Annotated in this window: 20 protein-coding genes and 1 pseudogene; 12 read left to right on the top strand and 9 right to left on the bottom strand. The window is 58.9% G+C overall.

The features are described from left to right. Nucleotides 1–119: 119 nt before the first annotated feature. Both ACL2XM_RS10465 and pabB read right to left on the bottom strand, forming a co-directional pair. Nucleotides 120–698, bottom strand: coding sequence for a CoA pyrophosphatase (locus ACL2XM_RS10465; RefSeq protein ID WP_413728502.1), 579 nt, complete (start codon nt 696–698; stop codon nt 120–122). Then, on the bottom strand, nt 695–2062 hold the full coding sequence (pabB, locus tag ACL2XM_RS10460) for an aminodeoxychorismate synthase component 1 (RefSeq protein ID WP_413722765.1): 1368 nt from the start codon (nt 2060–2062) through the stop codon (nt 695–697). Before pabB ends, ACL2XM_RS10465 begins: the two co-directional genes overlap by 4 nt. Nucleotides 2063–2229: 167 nt before the next feature. On the opposite strand from pabB, the pseudogene ACL2XM_RS10455 reads away from it, so the two are divergent. Further along, a pseudogene (locus ACL2XM_RS10455) lies at nt 2230–2412 on the top strand (YoaH family protein); the annotation flags it as partial. Between the two features lie 126 nt (nt 2413–2538). On the opposite strand, the gene ACL2XM_RS10450 reads toward ACL2XM_RS10455, so the two are convergent. After that, nucleotides 2539–2883 carry a RidA family protein gene (locus tag ACL2XM_RS10450; RefSeq protein ID WP_410015286.1) on the bottom strand — a complete coding sequence of 115 codons (345 nt, stop codon included), beginning with the start codon at nt 2881–2883 and terminating at the stop codon, nt 2539–2541. 125 nt (nt 2884–3008) lie between these two features. On the opposite strand from ACL2XM_RS10450, the gene ACL2XM_RS10445 reads away from it, so the two are divergent. The 5 genes from ACL2XM_RS10445 (at nt 3009) to rnd (ending at nt 9411) form a co-directional block, all read left to right on the top strand. Then, on the top strand, nt 3009–4910 hold the full coding sequence (locus ACL2XM_RS10445) for an ATP-dependent DNA helicase (RefSeq protein ID WP_410015285.1): 1902 nt from the start codon (nt 3009–3011) through the stop codon (nt 4908–4910). Between the two features lie 118 nt (nt 4911–5028). After that, a complete protein-coding gene (gene tsaB / locus ACL2XM_RS10440; RefSeq protein ID WP_413732852.1) occupies nt 5029–5730 on the top strand; it encodes a tRNA (adenosine(37)-N6)-threonylcarbamoyltransferase complex dimerization subunit type 1 TsaB in 702 nt (233 codons plus the stop codon). A 78-nt stretch (nt 5731–5808) separates the two neighbouring features. Beyond that, on the top strand, nt 5809–6426 hold the full coding sequence (locus tag ACL2XM_RS10435; RefSeq protein WP_413732851.1) for a Slp family lipoprotein: 618 nt from the start codon (nt 5809–5811) through the stop codon (nt 6424–6426). A 127-nt stretch (nt 6427–6553) separates the two neighbouring features. After that, a complete protein-coding gene (gene fadD, locus ACL2XM_RS10430; RefSeq protein ID WP_413723438.1) occupies nt 6554–8218 on the top strand; it encodes a long-chain-fatty-acid--CoA ligase FadD in 1665 nt (554 codons plus the stop codon). A gap of 38 nt (nt 8219–8256) precedes the next feature. Next, complete coding sequence (gene rnd, locus ACL2XM_RS10425; RefSeq protein WP_413732849.1) at nt 8257–9411, top strand: ribonuclease D; 1155 nt, start codon at nt 8257–8259, stop codon at nt 9409–9411. Between the two features lie 53 nt (nt 9412–9464). Here the strand turns inward: rnd and minE are convergent, their stop codons facing one another. Genes minE through minC form a run of 3 tightly spaced genes read right to left on the bottom strand, consistent with a single transcriptional unit; the run spans nt 9465 to nt 11255 of the window. Next, entirely contained in the window at nt 9465–9734 is a 270-nt protein-coding gene (gene minE / locus ACL2XM_RS10420) for a cell division topological specificity factor MinE (RefSeq protein ID WP_162365215.1), read from the bottom strand. 3 nt (nt 9735–9737) lie between these two features. Continuing rightward, complete coding sequence (gene minD, locus ACL2XM_RS10415) at nt 9738–10550, bottom strand: septum site-determining protein MinD (RefSeq protein ID WP_331120874.1); 813 nt, start codon at nt 10548–10550, stop codon at nt 9738–9740. 21 nt (nt 10551–10571) lie between these two features. Then, on the bottom strand, nt 10572–11255 hold the full coding sequence (minC, locus tag ACL2XM_RS10410) for a septum site-determining protein MinC (RefSeq protein ID WP_413732848.1): 684 nt from the start codon (nt 11253–11255) through the stop codon (nt 10572–10574). A 135-nt stretch (nt 11256–11390) separates the two neighbouring features. On the opposite strand from minC, the gene ACL2XM_RS10405 reads away from it, so the two are divergent. The 4 genes from ACL2XM_RS10405 (at nt 11391) to ACL2XM_RS10390 (ending at nt 14132) form a co-directional block, all read left to right on the top strand. Then, complete coding sequence (locus tag ACL2XM_RS10405) at nt 11391–11663, top strand: YcgL domain-containing protein (RefSeq protein ID WP_410015280.1); 273 nt, start codon at nt 11391–11393, stop codon at nt 11661–11663. A gap of 118 nt (nt 11664–11781) precedes the next feature. Then, nucleotides 11782–12858 (top strand): lytic transglycosylase domain-containing protein, encoded by a 1077-nt coding sequence (locus tag ACL2XM_RS10400; RefSeq protein WP_413732847.1) that lies wholly within the window; start codon nt 11782–11784, stop codon nt 12856–12858. A 93-nt stretch (nt 12859–12951) separates the two neighbouring features. Then, nucleotides 12952–13608, top strand: a complete 657-nt coding sequence (locus ACL2XM_RS10395) for a fumarylacetoacetate hydrolase family protein (RefSeq protein ID WP_410015279.1) — start codon at nt 12952–12954, stop codon at nt 13606–13608. 77 nt (nt 13609–13685) lie between these two features. Further along, nucleotides 13686–14132, top strand: a complete 447-nt coding sequence (locus ACL2XM_RS10390) for a YcgN family cysteine cluster protein (protein WP_410015278.1) — start codon at nt 13686–13688, stop codon at nt 14130–14132. 19 nt (nt 14133–14151) lie between these two features. On the opposite strand, the gene ACL2XM_RS10385 is transcribed toward ACL2XM_RS10390, so the two are convergent. Further along, nucleotides 14152–15243 carry an acyltransferase family protein gene (locus tag ACL2XM_RS10385; protein ID WP_410015277.1) on the bottom strand — a complete coding sequence of 364 codons (1092 nt, stop codon included), beginning with the start codon at nt 15241–15243 and terminating at the stop codon, nt 14152–14154. Nucleotides 15244–15545: 302 nt separating this feature from the next. Continuing rightward, nucleotides 15546–16076 (bottom strand): disulfide bond formation protein DsbB, encoded by a 531-nt coding sequence (gene dsbB / locus ACL2XM_RS10380; RefSeq protein ID WP_410015276.1) that lies wholly within the window; start codon nt 16074–16076, stop codon nt 15546–15548. Between the two features lie 385 nt (nt 16077–16461). Here dsbB and fadR point away from each other — a divergent pair, with 385 nt between their 5' ends. Further along, a complete protein-coding gene (fadR, locus tag ACL2XM_RS10375; RefSeq protein ID WP_413722768.1) occupies nt 16462–17181 on the top strand; it encodes a fatty acid metabolism transcriptional regulator FadR in 720 nt (239 codons plus the stop codon). A 149-nt stretch (nt 17182–17330) separates the two neighbouring features. Here the strand turns inward: fadR and ACL2XM_RS10370 are convergent, their stop codons facing one another. Next, nucleotides 17331–18866 (bottom strand): SpoVR family protein, encoded by a 1536-nt coding sequence (locus ACL2XM_RS10370; RefSeq protein WP_410015274.1) that lies wholly within the window; start codon nt 18864–18866, stop codon nt 17331–17333. A 287-nt stretch (nt 18867–19153) separates the two neighbouring features. Here ACL2XM_RS10370 and ACL2XM_RS10365 point away from each other — a divergent pair, with 287 nt between their 5' ends. After that, nucleotides 19154–20440, top strand: a complete 1287-nt coding sequence (locus ACL2XM_RS10365; protein ID WP_413722769.1) for a D-amino acid dehydrogenase — start codon at nt 19154–19156, stop codon at nt 20438–20440. The last annotated feature ends 10 nt before the right edge of the window (nt 20441–20450 follow it).

Genomic DNA, 20450 nt, shown 5'->3' with positions numbered 1-20450 from the left:
TTGTAACGGTTTTCATCGCGTTGGGAAGTCTTTTATTGCCGGGGCGCGATGACCATCACGGCGCGGGTTGGTAGGGATAGCGGCGGCCCAACCGGCGGCCGGGAACGAAGGAACGTGCGTTAAAGATGGATGTGTTGGCCCAGCCGATACAAAATCTGCGCGGTCATGCCCCAGACCATATGGCTTTGATACCAGGAAAAATAAACCTGCAGGTTTTTGGCGCGGCGCTGTATTTGCAGGGGAGTATAGCTGGCCAGGGATAACGCCTGGTGCAGGGGCATTTCAAACATGTCCGCCACCTCGTCGCGGCTGGCCCGGAAACGGGTGCCGGCCGCCAGCAGGCCGACGATGGGCGTGACCTGGAAACCGCTGCTGCTGTCCACCGGCGGCAGTTGCCCCAGGACCCTGACCGACGAGGCCGGGATGGCCACTTCTTCGTGGGCCTCGCGCAGCGCGGTGGCGATTAAGGACGCGTCTTCCTTATCCGCCGCCCCGCCGGGGAAGGCCACCTGGCCGGCATGCTTGCGCAGTGTCGCCGATCGGCGCGTCAACAGCACCGTCGGCTGGTGATGGCAGATGATGGGTATCAATACCGCCGCCCGGCGCTGGTTGCGCGCCGGCTCGCTGGGCTGCGGCAACTGCAGTTGGAAACGGGTGATGAAATCCGTAAGCGTCAGGGTGTTGTCAGTGCTGTTCATGGGCGATTTAGCTCCAGCAGCAGCGGCAGTATCTTGGCGACCTTGTCCAGGGTTTCCTGGTATTCCGCTTCCTCGCAACTGTCGGCGACGATGCCGCCGCCCGCCCAGCAATAGATGCGCCCTTGTTCCGTGAGCAGCGTGCGGATGGCGATATTGGTGTCCAGGGTGGCGCAGCGGCTCAGGTAGCCGATGCTGCCGCACCAGGCATTACGGCGCTGCGGTTCGAGCTGGTCGATTAACGTCATGGCCTTGATTTTGGGGGCGCCGGTGATGGACCCGCCGGGAAAACAGGCGCGCACCAGATCGCAAGGCGTACGATGGGGGGGCAGCCGCGCGGTAATGGTGCTGACCATATGATGGACTGCCGGAAAGGCCTCGATTTTAAACAGTTCCGGCACCCGGACGCTGCCGGGGACGGCGACCCGTCCGATATCGTTGCGCAGCAAATCCACGATCATCAGGTTTTCCGCCCGGTCTTTTGGCGATGCCGCCAGTTTTTGCCCTTGCAGCCGATCTTGCTCCGCATCCGCCAGGCGCGGCAGCGTGCCCTTGATGGGCCGCGTTTGGATCTGTCCCGCGTTTACCCGCAGGAACCGCTCCGGCGACAGGCTCAGCACCGCCTGGCCGGGCAGGCGCAAAAAAGCGGAAAACGGCGCGGCGTTATGCTCCAGCAGATGACGGAACGCCTGCCATTCATCGCCCGCGAACGCCGCGCTGAAGCGTTGTGCCAGACAGACCTGGTAACAATCACCCGCCAAAAGATGTTCCTGGATGCGGCGGAATTTTTCGCCATACTCGCCCCGGGTCATATTGGCCTGCCAGCCGCTGTTTAAACGAAAGGGCCGGTCGGGTTCGGGTGCCGGCGGCGCCAGCAAATCCCGCTTCAGCGCCTCCGGATCGCGGTAGCTCACCAGGGTCAGGCGGCCAAGGCGATGGTCGGCAATCACCGCCCAGTCATACAGGCCGACGGCCATATCCGGCAGCGTTAAATCCTGTTGGGCATGGGCAGGCAGAGTTTCAATGCGCCGGCCGAGATCGTAGCCGAACAGGCCCAGCGCGCCGCCCAGGAAAGGGAGATCGTCCCGGGCTTCCGGACGCATCCCCATACTGTCCACCTGCTGTTGCACCAGCATAAACGGGTCGCCGCCGCTCATATGCGATTGACCGTCGCGGGAAATCACCGTAACGGCGCCGCGGGTGGTCAGCGTCGCCACCGGGTCGGCGACCATGATATCGAAGCGGCTGTCCGGATGGTCGGCATGGCCCGAGTGCAGCAGCATCGACCAGGGCCGGGCGGCGCGGGGGGCGAACAGGGCGGTAATGGCGTCGCGGTGATAGGGTAAGGCAGTCAGCTGTGGCAACATATCGACACTATGATCCAGGTAATCCAGTCCAGTCTGCCGGCAATAAGCGCCTGGCAGGTGCGAACAGCATGATATCGGCTTCATGGCTGAACATAAAGCGCATTGATTGGCATCGCGGGCGGCGGCGTGAGATAATAACGCATCGACCCGCCCTCTGGAGAACACGCATGCTGACCGATATGCCAGCGTTAAATCACGAACAGCAGCAGCAGGCCGTTGAGCGCATCCAGGCCCTGATGGCCGACGGCATGAGCAGCGGCGAGGCCATCCGGCTGGTATCCAATGAAATCCGCGCCACCCATACAGGTGAACGGGTATCAATTCGCTGGGATGACGACGAAGACGACGATCGTTCCTATGCCGAGCGCAACGCCGATGAACGCGACGCCCGCAACGCCGCCCTGGAACAGGACGACGACGACGAGGACGGGGCGCTGTAAACGTCCCCGCCGGCCGCACGGGTACCGGCGCGCCGGTCAGATCGCCGCGATGACCTTGATTTCCACTTTGTAGCGCGGGTTCATCAGCCGCGCCTCGACGGTACAGCGCACCGGCGCGCTCCCCGGCACCACCCAGGCGTTCCAGGCGGCGTTCATGGCGGCGAAATCATCGCCGTCGGCCAGGAACACGGTCACATCCAGCAGCCGCGTTTTATTGGAACCCACCCGCTTTAGCAGCCGGTCGATAATCGCCAGCGCCTCGGCGGTTTGCGCGGTGGCGTCGCCATCCAGGTTTTCCGGCACGCTGGTGTAATATACCGTCTGGTTGTGGACAACCGCTTCGGACATGCGCGCGCCGGGATCGATTCGTTCAATGGTCATACTGTTCGCCTTAAAGCCATCATGTAAACCGCCAGCATAACATAGTGTCGTTTTAAGCAAAGAAGGTGGTGGACAACCGCCGGCCTTGGCATAATCCGACAGCAACCGAATGACAGAGAGACAGCGTGACAGATGATTTTGCGCCGCAGGGCGCGTTGGCCAAGGCCATCACCGGATTTAAACCGCGCGAGTCGCAACGCCTGATGGCCGAGGCGATAGCGCAGGCCATCGACACAAAACAGCCGCTGGTGGTGGAGGCCGGCACCGGGACCGGCAAGACGTATGCGTATTTGGTGCCGGCGCTGCGTTCAAAACGCAAGGTTATCATCTCCACCGGCTCCAAGGCGCTGCAGGATCAGCTGTATGCCCGCGACCTGCCCAAAGTGGCGGCGGCGCTGGCGTACCAGGGTCAGGTCGCCCTGCTGAAGGGACGCTCCAACTATTTGTGCCTTGAGCGCATGGAGCAGCAGCTCGCCGGCGGGGTCGGCATGGCGCCGGAAACCCTGGCGGAGCTGGCGGGCGTACGCAACTGGTCGTCGCAGACGGTGGATGGCGACGTGGCCAACTGCGGCGGCATCGCCGAAGACAGCCCGGTATGGCCGCTGGTCACCAGCACCAACGACAACTGCCTGGGCGGCGATTGCCCGCTCTACAAAGAGTGTTTTGTGGTCAAGGCGCGCCGTAAAGCCATGGAGGCCGACGTGATCGTGGTAAACCATCACCTGTTCCTGGCGGATATGGTGGTTAAGGAAGGCGGTTTCGGCGAGCTTATCCCCACCGGCGAGGTGATGATTTTCGACGAAGCGCACCAGATGCCGGATATCGCCAGCCAGTATTTCGGCCAGCAGCTCACCAGCCGTCAACTCATGGATCTGGCGCGCGATATGACGCTTGCCTACCGCACCGACGTGCGCGATATGGCCCAATTGCAAAAGAGCGCCGATCAGCTTACCTTCCGCACCCAGGATTTCCGGCTGGCGCTGGGCGAACCGGGTTTTCGCGGCAACCTGCGCGACGTGCTGACCCAGCCTTCGCTGCAGCGCGCGCTGCTGTTGCTTGATGACGCACTGGAATTATGCCACGACGTGGCGAAGCTGGCGCTGGGACGGTCGGCGCTGCTTGATGCCGCTTTTGAACGCGCCAGCCTGTACCGCGCGCGGCTCAAGCGTCTGAAGAATACCCAGGAACCGGGTTTCAGCTATTGGTATGAATGCAATGCCCGGCACTTTGTGCTGGCGTTGACGCCGTTATCGGTTTCGACCCGCTTTCGTGAGGTGATGAGCGAAAAAGAGGGCACCTGGATCTTTACCTCCGCCACCCTGTCGGTCAACGATCGCCTGGAGCATTTTACCCGGCGGATCGGCCTGGAAGACGCAAAAACCTTGCTGCTGCCCAGCCCGTTTGATTACGCGACCCAGGCGCTGCTGTGCGTGCCGCGCTTCCTGCCGGAGCCGAACCAGCGCGGGGCGGCGGTGCAGCTGGCGCGGATGCTGGCGCCGGTGATTATCGCCAATCGGGGGCGTTGCTTTTTCCTGTGCACCTCTCACCAGATGATGCGGGATCTGGCGGCGGAGTTTCGCGCCACGCTGACCCTGCCGGTGCTATTGCAGGGCGAGACCGGCAAACGCCAGCTGCTGCAGCAGTTTGTTACCGCCGGCAACGCGCTGCTGGTGGCGACCAACAGTTTTTGGGAAGGGGTGGACGTGCGCGGCGATACGCTGTCTTGCGTGATTATCGACAAGTTGCCCTTTACCGCCCCGGATGACCCGTTGCTTAAGGCGCGCACCGAGGATTGCCAGCTGCGCGGCGGCGATCCCTTTGCCGAGGTGCAGATCCCCGAGGCGGTCATCGCCCTAAAGCAGGGGGTGGGCAGGCTTATCCGCGACAGCGACGACCGGGGCGTGCTGATCATCTGCGATCAGCGGCTGGTGACCCGGCCCTATGGCCAGATTTTCCTCAACAGCCTGCCGCCGGCGCCGCGCACCCGCTCGCTGCAGCGCGCCATCGACTTTTTGCAACACCGCTGACCGGTGGCGTATATTGCCCCTCGCCCCCGCAGGCATCCCGTATCCCTTTGCCCCAGCGGGTATGCTACAATACCCGCCCGGTCCGGCACCACTCTTTTACACCCGCCTGAGGTTTGGCATGTCTACGCGAATTTTAGCTCTCGATACCGCAACTGAAGCCTGTTCCGCGGCGCTTTGGATCAACGGTGAAATCAGCGAACGTTTTGAAATTTCCCCCCGCGAGCACACCCGGCGCATTCTGCCGATGGTCGACAGCCTGCTGGCCGAGGCCGGCATCGAGCTGGCGCAGCTTGATGCCCTGGCTTATGGGCGCGGCCCCGGCAGCTTTACCGGCGTGCGCATCGGCATCGGCATCGCCCAGGGCCTGGCGCTTGGCGCCGGGCTGCCGATGATCGGCGTGTCGACCCTGGCGGCGCTGGCGCAGGGCGCCTGGCGCCGGTGCGGCATCAGCCGCGTGCTGTGCGCCATCGATGCCCGCATGGGCGAGGTCTACTGGGCGCAGTACCAGCGCGGCGACAGCGGCGCATGGTTGGGCGAAGCGGGCGAAAAAGTGGTTAAACCCGATCAGCTGGCGCCGCAAGCCGCCGAACTGGCCGGCCAGTGGGCAACGGCCGGCACCGGCTGGCAAACCTATCCCGGACTTATCGCGCCGCCGGCCATGCAGCTCGTGGACGGCCAGACCCTGCTGCCGTCGGCCGTGGATATGTTGCCGCTGGCGGTGCTACGCTTAAGCCAGGGCGAGGCCTTGGCGGTGGAATTGCAGGCGCCGACCTATCTGCGCAATGAAGTGACGTGGAAAAAGCTGCCGGGACGCGAATAAAGAGCAACTTATGCCGCCGCCACGGGTCAAAGTAATAACCCATGTATACCGTTAAAGGTATGAGGAATCTAGCGCAAGATGTTTAAGCAAACTACTGTCCGCAGCGCGCAGCGCCGTCGTTTTACCTGGCCGGCCCTGGCCGTGGTCATGATGCTGTCCGGCTGCGCCACGGTGCCGGACGCCGTGCGCGGCACCTCGCCCACCCCCCAGCAGGATCTGGTGCGCGTGCTTAACGCGCCGTCCCTGTATGTCGGTCAGGAAGCCCGTTTCGGCGGCAAAGTGGTTAAAGTCACCAATCTCAACGGACGCACCCGGCTGGAAATAGCCTCTGTGCCGCTGGATGATTCGGCGCGGCCCAGGCTGCACCAAGTCTCTACCGGCAGGGTGGTGGCCTATATCAACGGCTTCCTGGAACCGATGGACTTTACTCACCAGTGGGTCACCGTGGTCGGCCCAATCACCGGCACGGAAAAGGGCGCCGTCGACAAGGCGGAGTATACCTTTGTAGTGGTGCGCGCGGACGGATATAAACGCTGGCAGCTGACGCAACAGGTGGTGGCGCCGATGGGGCCGCCGATGTCCCCGTGGGGCTGGGGCGGCCGCTACGGCCGCGGCTGGGGGCCGGAGTGGGGCGTCGGCTACGGCTACGGCTACGGTTACGGCAATGCCCAGGTTGAAACCGTACTGACCGAATAGTGACGAAACGCTCAATCCTGATATCGATTTCCACCCGATTGCCCAGTTCCATTACCATTACAGATAAGAATCCAGGCAATATGGGGCGGCGATGAGCACATCGGCTATTGATAATACAGGGCAGGGCATGGCGCGGATATGGACCGGGCGTTACCCTGCCGATGTCCCGACGGATATCGATCCCGATCATTACCGATCTATCGCCGTTCTGTTCGCCAACGCGGCGCGCCGTTTTGCCGATTTGCCGGCATTTATCAACCTGGGGGAGACCCTGACATTTCGCCAGCTCGACGCGCTCAGCCTGGCGTTTGCCGCTTACCTGCAGCGGGTCATTGGCCTGCAGCCAGGGGATCGCGTAGCCCTGATGATGCCCAACCTCCTGCAATACCCGGTGGCGCTGTTCGGCGTCCTGCGCGCCGGCATGGTGGTGGTGAACGTCAATCCGCTTTACACCCCGGACGAACTGCGTCACCAGCTTAACGATAGCGGCGCGGCGGCCATCGTTATCGTGGACAATTTCGCCCATACCCTGGAGAAGGTGCTGGCGGAGGTTGCCATTCGCCATGTGATACTCACGCGCCTGGGCGATCATTTCCCGCTGTTGAAGCGCACGCTGGTCAACGCGGCGGTAAAACACCTTAAGCGCAAAGTGCCGCCATACCGCCTGCCGCAGGCGGTTTCCTATCGCCGCGCCCTGGCGCAGGGGCATCGGCTGGAGTTCAGCCCGCCCATTATCAACGGCGACTCGCTGGCCTTCCTGCAATACACCGGCGGCACCACCGGCGCGTCGAAAGGCGCCATGCTCACCCACCGCAATATCCTCGCCAACCTCGAGCAGGCGAAAGCCGCCTACGGGCCTATTTTGACCCTGGGGCGCGAAATGATGGTCACCGCCCTGCCGCTGTACCATATCTTCGCCCTGATGATAAATTGCCTGCTGTTTGTGGAAATGGGCGGCTGTAACCTGCTGATTACCGACCCGCGCGATATCGCCTCCCTGGTCGACGCCATGCGGCGTCACCATTTTACGGCGATTTCCGGGGTGAATACGTTGTTCAACGCCCTGTTGCATAACGCGGCGTTCCGTCGCCTGGATTTTGCCTCGCTGCATTTGTCGGTGGGCGGGGGGATGGCGCTGCAGCAACCGGTGGCGGATGACTGGCATGCGCTGACCGGTAAGCACCTGCTGGAGGGGTATGGCTTGACCGAATGCTCGCCGCTGGTGACCGGCAATCCCTATGATTTGAACCGTTTCAGCGGCAGCATCGGCCTGCCGGTGCCCTCCACCGATATCCGCCTGGTGGATGGGGCCGGCAATAACGTGCCGCCCGGCGCGCCCGGGGAGCTGCTGATCAAGGGACCGCAGGTCATGGCGGGCTATTGGCGCCAGCCGCAAGCCACCGCCGAGACGCTGAAAGACGGCTGGCTTTCTACCGGCGATATCGTTACAGTGGATCAACAAGGCTTCGTGCGCATCGTGGATCGCAAGAAGGATATGATCCTGGTGTCCGGCTTCAATGTCTACCCCAATGAAATAGAGGATGCGGTGGTCCGGCATCCGAAAGTGCTTGAGGCGGCGGCGATAGGCGTGCCCAGCGATGACACCGGCGAAGCGGTAAAAATTTTCGTGGTGAAAAAAGAGCCTTCCCTGACCCGCGAGGAACTCATTGCCCACTGCCGTTTGTACCTGACCGGCTATAAGGTGCCAAAACTGGTGGAATTCCGCGCTGAGTTACCCAAATCCAATGTAGGCAAAATTCTGCGCAAGCAATTACGCGTCGAGCACGGATAAACGCTTTTTGCCGCCATGACTGACAGTAAGAGAACTCTGTGTCCAATTACCAATTAATTACCCGCGATGAAGATTTACAAAGGATATGCGCGCTTGCCCGCCAGCACGATCGGGTGGCGCTGGATACCGAATTTGTCCGCACCCGCACCTACTATCCGCAGTTGGGTTTAATCCAGCTATTTGATGGTGACACGTTATCGCTCATCGACCCCCTGGCTATTTCGCAATGGCAATCGTTCCGGGAACTGCTGGCCGACCGGGGGGTGGTGAAAATTCTGCATGCCTGCAGCGAGGACCTGGAAGTTTTCCTGCATTCCTTTGATCAGATGCCGGTGCCCATGCTTGATACCCAGGTGCTGGCCGCGTTCAACGGCCGCCCGCTGTCCTGCGGCTTTGCCGCGCTGGTGGCGGATTACCAGCAGGTGGTGCTGGATAAAAGCGAATCCCGCACCGACTGGCTGGCGCGGCCGCTAAGCGCCAGGCAATGCGATTACGCCGCGGCCGACGTGTTCTGGCTATTGCCGATGGCCGATCAGCTGATCCGGGAAACCGAAGCGGCGGGCTGGACCGACGCGGCCAGGCAGGAGTGCGACGCCTTATGCCAGCGGCGCCAGGAAATCGTCGATCCGGAACTGGCTTATCGCGATATCGGCAATGCCTGGCAGTTGCGCACCCGGCAACTGGCGTGCCTGCAAAAATTGGCCTCCTGGCGCCTGCGCAAAGCGCGCGAGCGGGATATGGCGGTGAACTTCGTCGTACGGGAAGAAAATTTATGGCAGGTGGCGCGTTATATGCCGGGATCGCTGGGCGAACTGGACAAACTGGGGTTAAGCGGGCCGGAAATCCGTTATCACGGCAAAATGCTCCTCGCCCTGGTGGAGGAGGCGGCGGCCATGACGGAAGATCAGCTGCCGGAGCCGGTGGTTAATCTCATCGATAAACCCGGCTATCGCGCGCTGTTTAAAACCATTAAGGAACATATCGCCATTGCCAGCGCGGAATCCGGATTAAGCGTGGAACTGCTGGCGTCGCGCAGGCAAATCAATCAATTACTCACCTGGCATTGGCGGCTGACCCCGGGGCAGCGCACGCCGGAATTGCTCAGCGGCTGGCGGGAAACGCTGTTTGGCGCGCGGTTACGCGCAATACTCGACGGTGAGGCGGCAACCACCGACCTGCCCGCGGCATTATAAATCCCCAGGCGCTCTTTTCCCCCTGCACCGGCAGGGGGATTATTGGCTGGTGATCATTTCGGCGTTTCTTCCGCTTCCGGCAGCGTTACGTTCAGCTCGAGGATGGAAATATCGCCTTCCCGCTGCTCAAGCTGCACGGAGACCATTTCCGGATCGATCTGCACATATCGGCAAATGACCTCGAGAATATCGCGTTTCAACTGCGGCAAATAATGAGGCTCGCTATCGCCCCGCCGGCGTTCCGCAACGATAATCTGCAGCCGTTCCTTGGCTATATTGGCTGTCGTTTTTTTACGGGAGAGAAAAAAATCGAGTAATGCCATGGTTTATCCCCCAAACAGGCGTTTTAAGAAACCCTTCTTCTCTTCTTCAATGAAGCGGAAGGGACGTTCTTCTCCTAACAGGCGGTCAACCGTGTCTGAATAGGCTTGGCCGGCATCAGATTCAGCATCGAGTATTACCGGCTCACCCTGATTGGAGGCCCGTAATACGGACTGATCCTCGGGGATGACGCCCAGCAGGGGAATGCGCAGTATTTCAATCACATCTTCCATGCTCAGCATATCGCCACGGTTTACGCGACCGGGGTTATAGCGGGTCAGCAGCAGATGTTCCTTAATCGGGTCCTGGCCATTCTCAGCGCGCCGGGACTTTGACGACAGTATCCCCAGGATACGGTCCGAGTCGCGCACCGACGACACTTCCGGGTTGGTGGTGATAATGGCCTCATCGGCGAAATACAGCGCCATTAACGCGCCGGTTTCGATGCCGGCCGGCGAATCGCAGACCACAAAATCAAAATTCATTTCGCCGAGGTCGTTGAGGATCTTTTCCACGCCCTCGCGCGTCAGCGCATCTTTATCCCGGGTTTGCGACGCCGGCAGGATATACAGGTTATCGGTGCGCTTATCTTTGATCAGCGCCTGGTTCAGCGTGGCGTCGCCCTGGATGACATTAACAAAATCATACACCACGCGCCGCTCGCAGCCCATGATAAGGTCCAGATTGCGTAAACCGATATCAAAATCGATCACCACGGTTTTTTTACCTTTCCGGGCCAATCCGGTAGCAATGGCCGCGCTTGATGTGGTTTTGCCAACGCCCCCTTTGCCCGAAGTAACAACTATAATGCGTGCCATAATGGATTCCTTGTCAAGGGCTTAATTTAAAGGTTGAATGGTAAGCGTATTATCTTGCAGGCTGAGACGGGCGGCTTTACCCGCGTATTCAGCCGGGATCTGATCGCTTAACCAATACTGACCGGCAATGGAAACAAGTTCCGGGGAGAGGTGGGTGCAGAAAATCTGGCACTGCGCATCTCCCGACGCACCCGCTAACGCCCTGCCTCGCATCATGCCATAAATATGGATATTGCCGTCGGCAATAAGTTCGGCGCCGGCGCTGACGCTGCTGGTGACGATCAAATCGCAATCGCGCGCATAAATCTGTTGACCGGAACGCACCGGGCTGTCGATGCGCCGGGTCTTCAAGGCCGTCGCCGGTAGGGCAGGCGCCGCCTTTTCGGCGAGTTTGGGCGCCTTGCCCTCGTTCAACAGCGGCAAGCCGCTACGCACAATGGCTTTTTTCAGCCGGTCATCCTTGCATCCGCTGACGCCGACCACATGCAGGCCGGTGGACAGGATGGTCTGGCGCAACGCTTCCCAGTCGGTGTCCCGCGTCAGGGTGGAAACATTGATTACCACCGGCGCATCCTTCAAAAAAGCAGGTGCCTGTTCGATTTTTTCCTGTAATGCCTGACGAATATCCTCAGGTTGGGCGTCATGAACATGAATTACCGATAAGGTAAAACTACTGCCTTTTAACTCAATGGGCGTCTGTGACATCTATCCTGACTCAGTCTTGACTCATGTATTTTCCCGGTAAGCTACCGGTAAGCGATATTCCGAAGCACTGCATGCATGTTATAGTTACTGCTATATACAGGCAAGACACTAAACCATGTTAACCAGGTAAAAAATATGTTTTGTGTGATCTACAGAAGTACCAAACAAGATCAAACTTATCTTTATATCGAAAAAAAAGATGACTTTTCCCGGGTGCCGCCCGACCTCATGGCCCGATTCGGTAAACCGGTGCTATCAATGTTATTCCCACTAAATGGTAGCAAAAAACTGGTCGCGGCGGATATAAATAAAGTCAAACAAAGCCTGGTCGATCAGGGTTTTTATCTGCAATTACCCCCGCCTGTTGAAAATTTACTGGCGCAGCATCATAACGCCCGCGCAAAATAACTGTTCATTGATCCACTATTTAATGGCGAATGCGCCATGATGGCATTATAACGTTCCTGTAATATCTCGGCTGCGCGGGCGGCTCCGCGTAAAAATATCGCGCTAAGGAAATAGCCTTATGAAATTATCCGCCATCCCTCTCCTGGTTAGCAGCCTTATGCTGGCCGGTTGCAGTCATCATCCCCATGCCGCCAACGCCGGGCAGGCGGCCGTGGCGCCGCAGCCGGCGGCAAAGCCCGCGGCCGACGCCCAGGGCGGCAAAACCCTGCTCTCGCAACAGAGCCGCGATCCGGCCGAGTTTCCCGCCTATCTGGAGCAGTTAAAAACCGAGGCGCTGGCCCAGGGCATTAATGCCGGCGTCGTGAACCAGGCCTTTGCGCAAACGCACTTTGTCGATCGGGTCATCAGCTCCGATCGGAACCAGCTGGAAAATAAAGTCACTCTGGATGAGTACCTGCAGCGCGTGCTGCCGGCCTGGAAGATAGAACAGGCGCGGACCCAATACCGGGACTACCAGCCGCAGCTGGCGACCATCAGCGCCCGTTACGGCGTGCCGGCGCGCTTTATCGTGGCGTTGTGGGGCATGGAAAGCGGCTTCGGCAAGATTCAGGGACGTGAGGATGTCGTCTCCGCCCTGTCTACCCTGGCGTTTGAGGGCCGGCGTGAAAAGTTCTTTAAAAGTGAATTGTTCGCCGCACTGCGTATCCTGGAGCAAAACGACATCGGCGTCGGTGAGCTGAAAGGCTCGTGGGCCGGCGCCATGGGGCAGAGCCAGTTTATGCCCAGTTCCTACCTGCGCTATGGCGCCGACGGCGACGGCGACGGCAAAATAGATATCTGGAATAATGTGATGGACGTGTTTGCCTCCACCGCCAATTATCTGGCCACGGAAGGATGGAAGCCGGGGCAGGGATGGGGGCAAGAGGTCCGCCTGCCGGCGGGGTTCCCGGCGCAGGCTGCCGGACTGAAGGACACGCAGGCGCAAACGGTGGACGCCTGGAGCGGGCAGGGCATACGCCTGGCCGACGGCAGTCCCCTGCCGGCTTCGGCGCAGCGCGCCTGGGTGATTATCCCGGACGACAATCAAAGCCGGGCGTTCCTGGTCTATGATAATTTCCGCACCCTGATGCGCTGGAACCGCTCTTATTATTTTGCCCTCAGTATCGGCACGCTGGCGGATGCCCTGGGTCAATAACGACCGCCGTGAAGGTTTGCGGCGACTGGGGTATGATAATAGCGGAAACTACTATGTAATCGACTCATCATTTACCGGCAGGAGACTGTGGACATGTATCAACATCGCGATTGGCAAGGCGCGTTACTGGATTTTCCGGTGAGTAAGGTGGTCTGCGTCGGCAGCAACTATTCCGACCATATCAAGGAGATGGGCAGCGCCACGCCCACCGAGCCGGTGCTGTTTATCAAACCCGAGACCGCCTTGTGCGATATCCACCAACCCATCGCCATTCCCGCCGATTGGGGGGAAGTGCACCATGAGGTGGAACTCGCGGTCCTGATCGGCATGCCGCTCAAGCACGCCGATGAGGCCCATGTGGCCCGCGCCATCGCCGGCTATGGTGTGGCGCTCGACCTGACGCTCAGGGAGCTGCAGGCCAAATTCAAGAAAGCCGGGCAACCCTGGGAAAAAGCCAAAGGCTTTGACGGTTCCTGCCCGATTTCCGGCTTTATCCCGGTGGCGGAGTTTGGCGATGCGCAGCAGGCTACGCTGACGCTTAAGGTGAATGACGACGTGCGCCAGCAGGGCAACACGCGGGATATGATCACGCCCATACTGCCGCTTATCGCCTATATGAGCCGTTTTTTTACCCTGCGCCCCGGCGATATTATCCTGACCGGCACGCCGCAGGGCGTGGCAAAGCTGCAGTCCGGCGACCGGCTTACCGTGACGCTTAACGAGCTGGCCCTGGAAACCCGGGTTATCTGAATCTGATTTCATCGCCGCCTTGCGTCACGGCAAGCCGGCATCTAAAATAGCTGCCCGTCGTTTAACCGGATACCATTATGACAAGCCGCCCCTTTTGGCAAGAAAAAACCCTGGCCGAGATGACCGACGATGAATGGGAATCGTTATGCGACGGTTGCGGCCGGTGCTGCCTGCATAAGCTGATTGACGATGACACCGAGGAAGTCTATTTCACCAACGTGGCCTGCAACCAGCTGAATATCAAGACCTGCCAGTGCCGTCATTACGACACGCGCTTTGAATATGAACCGGATTGCATCAAGCTGACGCGCGAAAATCTCCTCACCTTTGACTGGCTGCCGCCCACCTGCGCCTATCGGCTGCAGGAGGAAGGCAAGCCCCTGCCGCAGTGGCATCCGCTGATCACCGGCTCCAAGGCCGCCATGCACGGCGAACGCATTTCGGTGCGTTATATCGCGGTGCGGGAAAGCGAGGTTACCGACTGGCAGGACCATATCCTGAACAAACCGGCCTGGGCGCGTTAAGCTGCCGCCCGGCGCGGGCTTAGCCCAGGGCCTTTTCCGCGCGCATCAGCGACGGGTATTGGAACAGTACGCGTCCGACGCCGCGGTTAAGCGCCCACCAGATGCCGATCGCGCCCGCGGTGCATAACGCGGTTGCCGCCAGCGGATACGCCGCCAGCCAAAACAGCGAGAACAGGCGATGGTCAAACGCGTGGTAACGCGCCAGCGCGCCCAGCATGGGTACGGCCAGCAGCTCGGTCAGCAGTTTATGCAGCACATAGATCTGCAGCGTATTTTTGCCTATCCAGTTAAGCATCCGCAACGCTTCGTTATGCCATGACCAGTTACGGTTCACCCACTGGCAGCACAGTATGGCGATACACACCGCCAGCGCGCTGGTAAACAGGCTCTTATCCATGGCAAGCACCGCGTGAATCAGCGCCAAGACGGCAAGGGATGCCAACAGTATCCGCCGCGAGCGGCTCTCGGCCAGCAGGGCGACGATGCGTGCGCCCAGGAAACAGCCGGTAAAAAAGAAAATCCCGTTTTGCGCCACGCTTGCCGGCCCCCACCACGGCACCATCCCCAGGACGCAGGCGTAATTCAGCAGCGCGCCCAGGATAAGCAGCGCCAGCCAGTGACGTCGCCACAGTTTGCAGACGACAAAATACATGGCCAGGGCGTACAGATACCAGGGGCTGGACATCGCGGTCGCCACATACAGCAGAAATTGGCCGGTGGAGGCCGCGTAGGCGGCGTTATGCGCCATCAGCCGCCAGTCGTCAAACGCCAGCTCGCGGTTGATGAAACTCACGCATAGCCATTGTACGGCGCACCATAGCAGGTAAAGATAAAAGAGATTGACCGCTTTCTTGGTCGCCACCTCATGCCAGGAGCGGTTGATCACGCTGTCAGCGGCCAGCAGCCCGGAAATAAAGAAAAACGCCGGCATGCGCAACGGCACCAGATAATGGTTAACCGCCACCCAGGCGCGGGTGAGAAATAGGTGCGCGTCAATCAGCGCGAGCGAGGGAATATAGCTGGTGGTAATGACATGATTTAATACCACCAGCAGAATGCAGATCCCCTTAAGGGAATTAATCCACTGAATTTTTTTGGCTGTATCGGGCATGAGCGACTCCCCGCGGGGCGATGTGGGCAAACCTGGAGGGAGAGTAGCGGGCGAGGGGGTCGGACACGAGTGAAATCGCTGTGTTTTTGTACGATTTCACTTTTACTTATTTCGTTCCCCCTCTCAGGTTTACGTAACAACAGCCATCGCCGGCATGGCGCAGCTCATAAAACGCCGCCGCACGTCCCTGCGCGCCATCGGGCGATGCTCAGGGCGTCTTTGTCATGGCGCCCTCTACGTGATTATTGAGGCCTCTTCACCGTTTTGCCTGAAGAGCTGAAGGCGCGGCGGTCGATTTCCGGTTAACGGTTAAACAGGTCGCGTTTTTTGGGGCGAAACGGCTGGGCGATCAGGACCAGCACGCCGACCAGGAGATAAGCGCCAAAAATCACGATCATCCACTGCGGCATCTCCAGGGACATAAAATGCCATTGTCTGACCGCGCAATCACCGGTGGCGCTGAATACGGACGGCAGCCATTTATCCAAGGGCAGCCAGGAGGGGAAGCTGACAAAAAAATCACAGGTGACAAACGGCGAGGGATTAAGCTGGATATCCGTATGCTTCATCGCCAGCATCAGGCCTTCCCAGGCGCTGTAGAGCCAAATAATTAGCGCACCGTAGCGCAGGGGCGTCGACGGCGCGACGGCGCCGACGATGCCGGCACCCATAATGCCGAACAGCGCGCAGCGCTGGTAAATGCACAGTACACAGGGTTTTAATAACATGACATGCTGAAAATAAAGCGCCACCAGCTCCAGGGCGAAGGCGGTAAGCGCCAGCAATACCCAGGCACCACGCCCTCTTGAGCAGCGGTTAAAGAATTGCAACATACATTATTATCCAGGCCGGTTGGTTGCTTTTAAACAGGCAGTTTAAATCAATTAAAGCCAGAAGCCAGCCTCTTTTTTAGGAATATGCCACTTGATATCATACTTGTTTCCCTTTTATTCAATCTGATGGTGTTCTGCTTTTTCCGCTGCTATTTTGTCGTGCCGCCTGCGCGGGAATCGCCGCAGCGGAATCATGCCGAATAAGGCCGTTATGCGCAGTGGGAGGAAAACCCCGCCGGTAATGCGGCGGACATGACATTTTATTGCCGGATATGGCAGGGTTTTGCTGTTACTATCCCTTAACGCTGTATATCGGGTTCACGCGTTCTGATATCATTAGGCCGTTTTTAGCTCACATACGCATGCTGCTACGGAACATAACATTATGGTCATTAAGGCGCAGAGTCCTGCCGGTTTTGCGGAGGAGTATCTGATTGAGAGTATTTGGAACAATCATTTCCCGCCAGGTTCAATCCTGCCCGCGGAGCGCGAACTGTCCGATGTGATAGGCGTTACGCGCACCACCCTGCGGGAAGTGCTGCAGCGGCTGGCGCGTGACGGCTGGCTGACAATCCAGCACGGCAAGCCCACCCGGGTGAATAATGTCTGGGAAACCTCCGGGTTGAATATCCTGGAAACCCTGGCCCGCCTGGACCATGACAGCGTGCCGCAGCTGATTGATAATTTATTGTCGGTGCGCACCAATATCGCCTCGATCTTTATCCGCATGGCGATACGCTTTTATCCGGATAAGGCGCAGAACGTGCTGGCCCAGGCGAAAGACCTGGAGGATCAGGCGGATGCCTTCACCGAAATGGATTACCGTATTTTCCACGAGCTGGCCTATGCGTCGGGCAATCCTATATATGGCCTGATCCTGAACGGCCTGAAAGGCATGTACCTGCGGGTGGGACGTTATTATTTCTCCAATCCCCAGGCCCGCGAGCTGGCGCGTAACTTTTACACGCATCTGGCGGCGCTGTGCCGCGACGGCCTGTACGATCAGGTTATCGATCTGGTCCGCCATTACGGTAATGAAAGCGGCGTCATCTGGAGCAGCATGCAGTCCGCCATTCCGCGCGATATCGCCGAATTCAGGCGTTAACCTCAACGCCTGACAGGCCCGCAGAACCGTTTCCGGCCGGCGCGCACGCGTCGGTATGCGTTTGGAATGTTATGGGAAAAGAATACAGACGATAAAGCGTAGCCGCGCTATTGGAAACGCGGCGCCTCTACAAGACGGCGCCCATGCCATCACAGCGGTATAGACCGCGGCGGACAGCGTTCAATCAACTCAATATTGCCATCGTCATTGACCTGTTCCATATAGACATCAAAACTCCACAGCCGATGAATATGCTTCATCACTTCGCGCCGGCTTTTAGCCAGCGGCGCGCGGTTTTGCGGCGTATAGCGCAGTGTCAACGAGCGGTCGCCGCGCAGATCGACATTCCAAATCTGGATATCCGGCTCCAGGTTGCTCAGGTTATATTGCGATGAAAGCTCCTGGCGTATGGCCCGGTAGCCCTCCTCGTTATGAATGGCGGCAATTTCCAGATAATTATTGTGGTCGTCATCCAATACCGTAAACAAACGGAAATCGCGCATGATTTTCGGCGACAGGAACTGGCTGATAAAACTCTCATCCTTGAAATTATGCATGGCGAAATGCAAGGTCTCCAGCCAGTCGCTGCCGGCGATATCCGGGAACCAGTGCTTATCTTCGTCCGTCGGCGACTGGCAGATGCGTTTGATATCCTGGAACATGGCGAACCCTAACGCATAAGGGTTGATGCCGCTGTAATACGGACTGTTATAGGGCGGCTGGTAGACGACGTTGGTGTGGCTGTGCAGAAACTCCAGCATAAAACGATCGGTGACTTTTTTCTCATCATAGAGATGGTTAAGAATGGTGTAGTGCCAGAAGGTGGCCCAGCCTTCGTTCATTACCTGGGTTTGTTTCTGCGGATAAAAATATTGGCTGACCTTGCGCACGATGCGCAGGATCTCACGCTGCCAGGGCTCGAGCAGCGGGGCGTTTTTCTCCATAAAGTACAGCAGGTTTTCCTGCGGCTCATGGGGATAGCGGCTGGCCTGGGCCGGCAACTCTTCTTTTTCGCGCCGGGGCAGGGTGCGCCACAGTTCGTTAACCTGGCTTTGCAAATATTCCTCGCGGCTCTTTTGCCGCGATTTTTCTTCCTGCAGCGAGATTTTCTGCGGACGTTTATAACGATCGACGCCGTGGTTCATCAGCGCATGGCAGGAATCGAGCAGTTGCTCCACCTGCTCGACGCCGTAGCGTTCCTCGCATTTGGTAATATAGCCGCGGGCGAAGATGAGATAATCGACGATGGAGCTGGCATCGGTCCAACTGCGGAATAAATAGTTATTTTTGAAAAAAGAATTATGGCCGTAACACGCATGCGCCATGACCAGCGCCTGCATGGTCATGGTGTTTTCTTCCATCAAATAGGCAATACAAGGGTTGGAGTTAATGACAATTTCATACGCCAACCCTTGCTGGCCCTGCTTGTAACGTTGTTCAGTCTCGATAAATTTTTTGCCGAACGACCAATGGGTATAATTAATCGGCATGCCGACGCTGGAATAGGCGTCCATCATTTGCTCGGAAGTGATCACTTCTATCTGGTGGGGGTAGGTGTCCAGCCGATAAAGCTTCGCCACCCGGTCGATCTCGTCCAGATAATCCTGCAGCAGCTCAAATGTCCAGTCGGGTCCATCGCTAAGACAAGTGGTATCCTTAAAACTTTCGTCAAGAGAAATCGTCATCAGCGCACCTCATCGTTACAGACAGCACTTCATCATGCTGGCTTATAATTAATCCTAGTGCAAGATGAAAATGACGCAGGCGCCGCGCCAAATTTAATCCCGGCGCGATTATCCCCGGTTAATGGCGTATTGCCCTTGAAATAACCCCACGGCTGAGTATTTTAGGATGGGCTAACAGCAATGTCGCGGCTTGCGCCGGCCAAGGAAACGCTGGCCGGTTAACCGTTTTTTCTCCCCTACTACATTATTATTGTGCTGCGCAATGGGCGCCATAGGATTGGATAATCATGCGGGTCATCATTCTGGGTAGTGGCGTTATCGGCGTGGCAAGCGCGTGGTATCTTGCCCGGGCGGGGCATGAAGTGCGGGTGCTTGACCGGCAGCCCGGACCGGCGCAGGAAACCAGCGCCGGCAACGCCGGACAGATTTCCCCCGGTTATGCCGCGCCATGGGCCGCGCCGGGCGTACCGTTAAAGGCTATAAAATGGATGTTTCAGCGCCATGCGCCGCTGGCTATCCGGCTGAAAGCCAGCGATCACCAGTTGCGCTGGATGTGGCAAATGCTGCGTAACTGCGACAGCCACCATTATTATATTAATAAAAGCCGCATGGTGCGCCTGGCGGAATACAGCCGTGATTGCCTCAAGGCGCTGCGCGACGAAACCGGTATCGCCTATGAAGGCCGCCAGGGCGGCACGCTGCAGCTGTTTCGCACCGACCAGCAGTATGCCGCCGCCGCCAGGGATATCGCCGTGCTGCGCGATGAAGGCGTCCCTTTCGCCCTGCTGGAAGCCCATCAGTTGGCCGACGTCGAACCGGCGCTGGCGGGCGTGGCCCATAAGCTTAGCGGCGGGCTGCGGTTGCCTAACGATGAAACCGGCGATTGCCAGCTGTTTACCCAGCGTCTGGCCGCCATGGCCGCCGCGCAGGGCGTTGAATTTCAGTATAATTGCACTATTACCGGCCTGATGCGCACCGGCAACCTGGTGGCCGGGGTCGTCTGCGACGGCGAGCTGCTGCAGGCCGATGCGTATGTGATGGCGCTGGGTTCGTATTCCACCGCCATGCTGCGCGATCTGATCGACATACCCGTCTATCCGCTGAAGGGCTATTCGCTGACCATCCCCCTGGCCGATGAACAGGGCGCGCCGGTATCCACGGTCCTGGATGAAACCTATAAAATAGCCGTCACCCGCTTTGATCGGCGTATCCGGGTGGGCGGCATGGCGGAAATCGTCGGTTTCAACACCGGCCTGGAAAAAGCCCGGCGCGATACGCTGGAAATGGTGGTGCGCGATCTTTTTCCGTTCGGCGGCCATATCGAGCAGGCCACATTCTGGACCGGACTACGCCCGATGACGCCGGACGGCACGCCCATCGTCGGGGCCACGCCGGTGAAAAACCTGTATCTCAACACCGGACACGGCACGCTCGGCTGGACCATGGCCTGCGGGTCGGGGCGGCTGCTGGCGGATATCATCAGCGGCGCGCGGCCGGAGATTCCCTATGACGATTTATCGGTCGCCCGCTATGACGGCAATTTCAGGGCGGGCGTGGAGCCGAAAATGGCCTGACGAGCGCGCG

The sequence above is a fragment of the Sodalis sp. RH20 genome (assembly GCF_047324205.1).
Classification (GTDB): Bacteria; Pseudomonadota; Gammaproteobacteria; order Enterobacterales; family Enterobacteriaceae; genus Acerihabitans.
This window is presented reverse-complemented; position numbering and strand designations above follow the sequence as displayed.

What these genes read in the sequence shown, in the direction of transcription:
- minC (WP_413732848.1), bottom strand. Translation starts at nt 11,255, where the DNA reads ATGTCACAGACGCCCATTGAGTTAAAAGGCAGTAGTTTTACCTTATCG.
- ACL2XM_RS10395 (WP_410015279.1), top strand. Translation starts at nt 12,952, where the DNA reads ATGTATCAACATCGCGATTGGCAAGGCGCGTTACTGGATTTTCCGGTG.
- dsbB (WP_410015276.1), bottom strand. Translation starts at nt 16,076, where the DNA reads ATGTTGCAATTCTTTAACCGCTGCTCAAGAGGGCGTGGTGCCTGGGTA.
- ACL2XM_RS10385 (WP_410015277.1), bottom strand. Translation starts at nt 15,243, where the DNA reads ATGCCCGATACAGCCAAAAAAATTCAGTGGATTAATTCCCTTAAGGGG.
- ACL2XM_RS10390 (WP_410015278.1), top strand. Translation starts at nt 13,686, where the DNA reads ATGACAAGCCGCCCCTTTTGGCAAGAAAAAACCCTGGCCGAGATGACC.
- ACL2XM_RS10465 (WP_413728502.1), bottom strand. Translation starts at nt 698, where the DNA reads ATGAACAGCACTGACAACACCCTGACGCTTACGGATTTCATCACCCGT.
- fadD (WP_413723438.1), top strand. Translation starts at nt 6,554, where the DNA reads ATGGCGCGGATATGGACCGGGCGTTACCCTGCCGATGTCCCGACGGAT.
- ACL2XM_RS10405 (WP_410015280.1), top strand. Translation starts at nt 11,391, where the DNA reads ATGTTTTGTGTGATCTACAGAAGTACCAAACAAGATCAAACTTATCTT.
- tsaB (WP_413732852.1), top strand. Translation starts at nt 5,029, where the DNA reads ATGTCTACGCGAATTTTAGCTCTCGATACCGCAACTGAAGCCTGTTCC.
- minD (WP_331120874.1), bottom strand. Translation starts at nt 10,550, where the DNA reads ATGGCACGCATTATAGTTGTTACTTCGGGCAAAGGGGGCGTTGGCAAA.
- fadR (WP_413722768.1), top strand. Translation starts at nt 16,462, where the DNA reads ATGGTCATTAAGGCGCAGAGTCCTGCCGGTTTTGCGGAGGAGTATCTG.
- ACL2XM_RS10365 (WP_413722769.1), top strand. Translation starts at nt 19,154, where the DNA reads ATGCGGGTCATCATTCTGGGTAGTGGCGTTATCGGCGTGGCAAGCGCG.
- pabB (WP_413722765.1), bottom strand. Translation starts at nt 2,062, where the DNA reads ATGTTGCCACAGCTGACTGCCTTACCCTATCACCGCGACGCCATTACC.
- ACL2XM_RS10400 (WP_413732847.1), top strand. Translation starts at nt 11,782, where the DNA reads ATGAAATTATCCGCCATCCCTCTCCTGGTTAGCAGCCTTATGCTGGCC.
- minE (WP_162365215.1), bottom strand. Translation starts at nt 9,734, where the DNA reads ATGGCATTACTCGATTTTTTTCTCTCCCGTAAAAAAACGACAGCCAAT.
- ACL2XM_RS10435 (WP_413732851.1), top strand. Translation starts at nt 5,809, where the DNA reads ATGTTTAAGCAAACTACTGTCCGCAGCGCGCAGCGCCGTCGTTTTACC.
- ACL2XM_RS10450 (WP_410015286.1), bottom strand. Translation starts at nt 2,883, where the DNA reads ATGACCATTGAACGAATCGATCCCGGCGCGCGCATGTCCGAAGCGGTT.
- ACL2XM_RS10370 (WP_410015274.1), bottom strand. Translation starts at nt 18,866, where the DNA reads ATGACGATTTCTCTTGACGAAAGTTTTAAGGATACCACTTGTCTTAGC.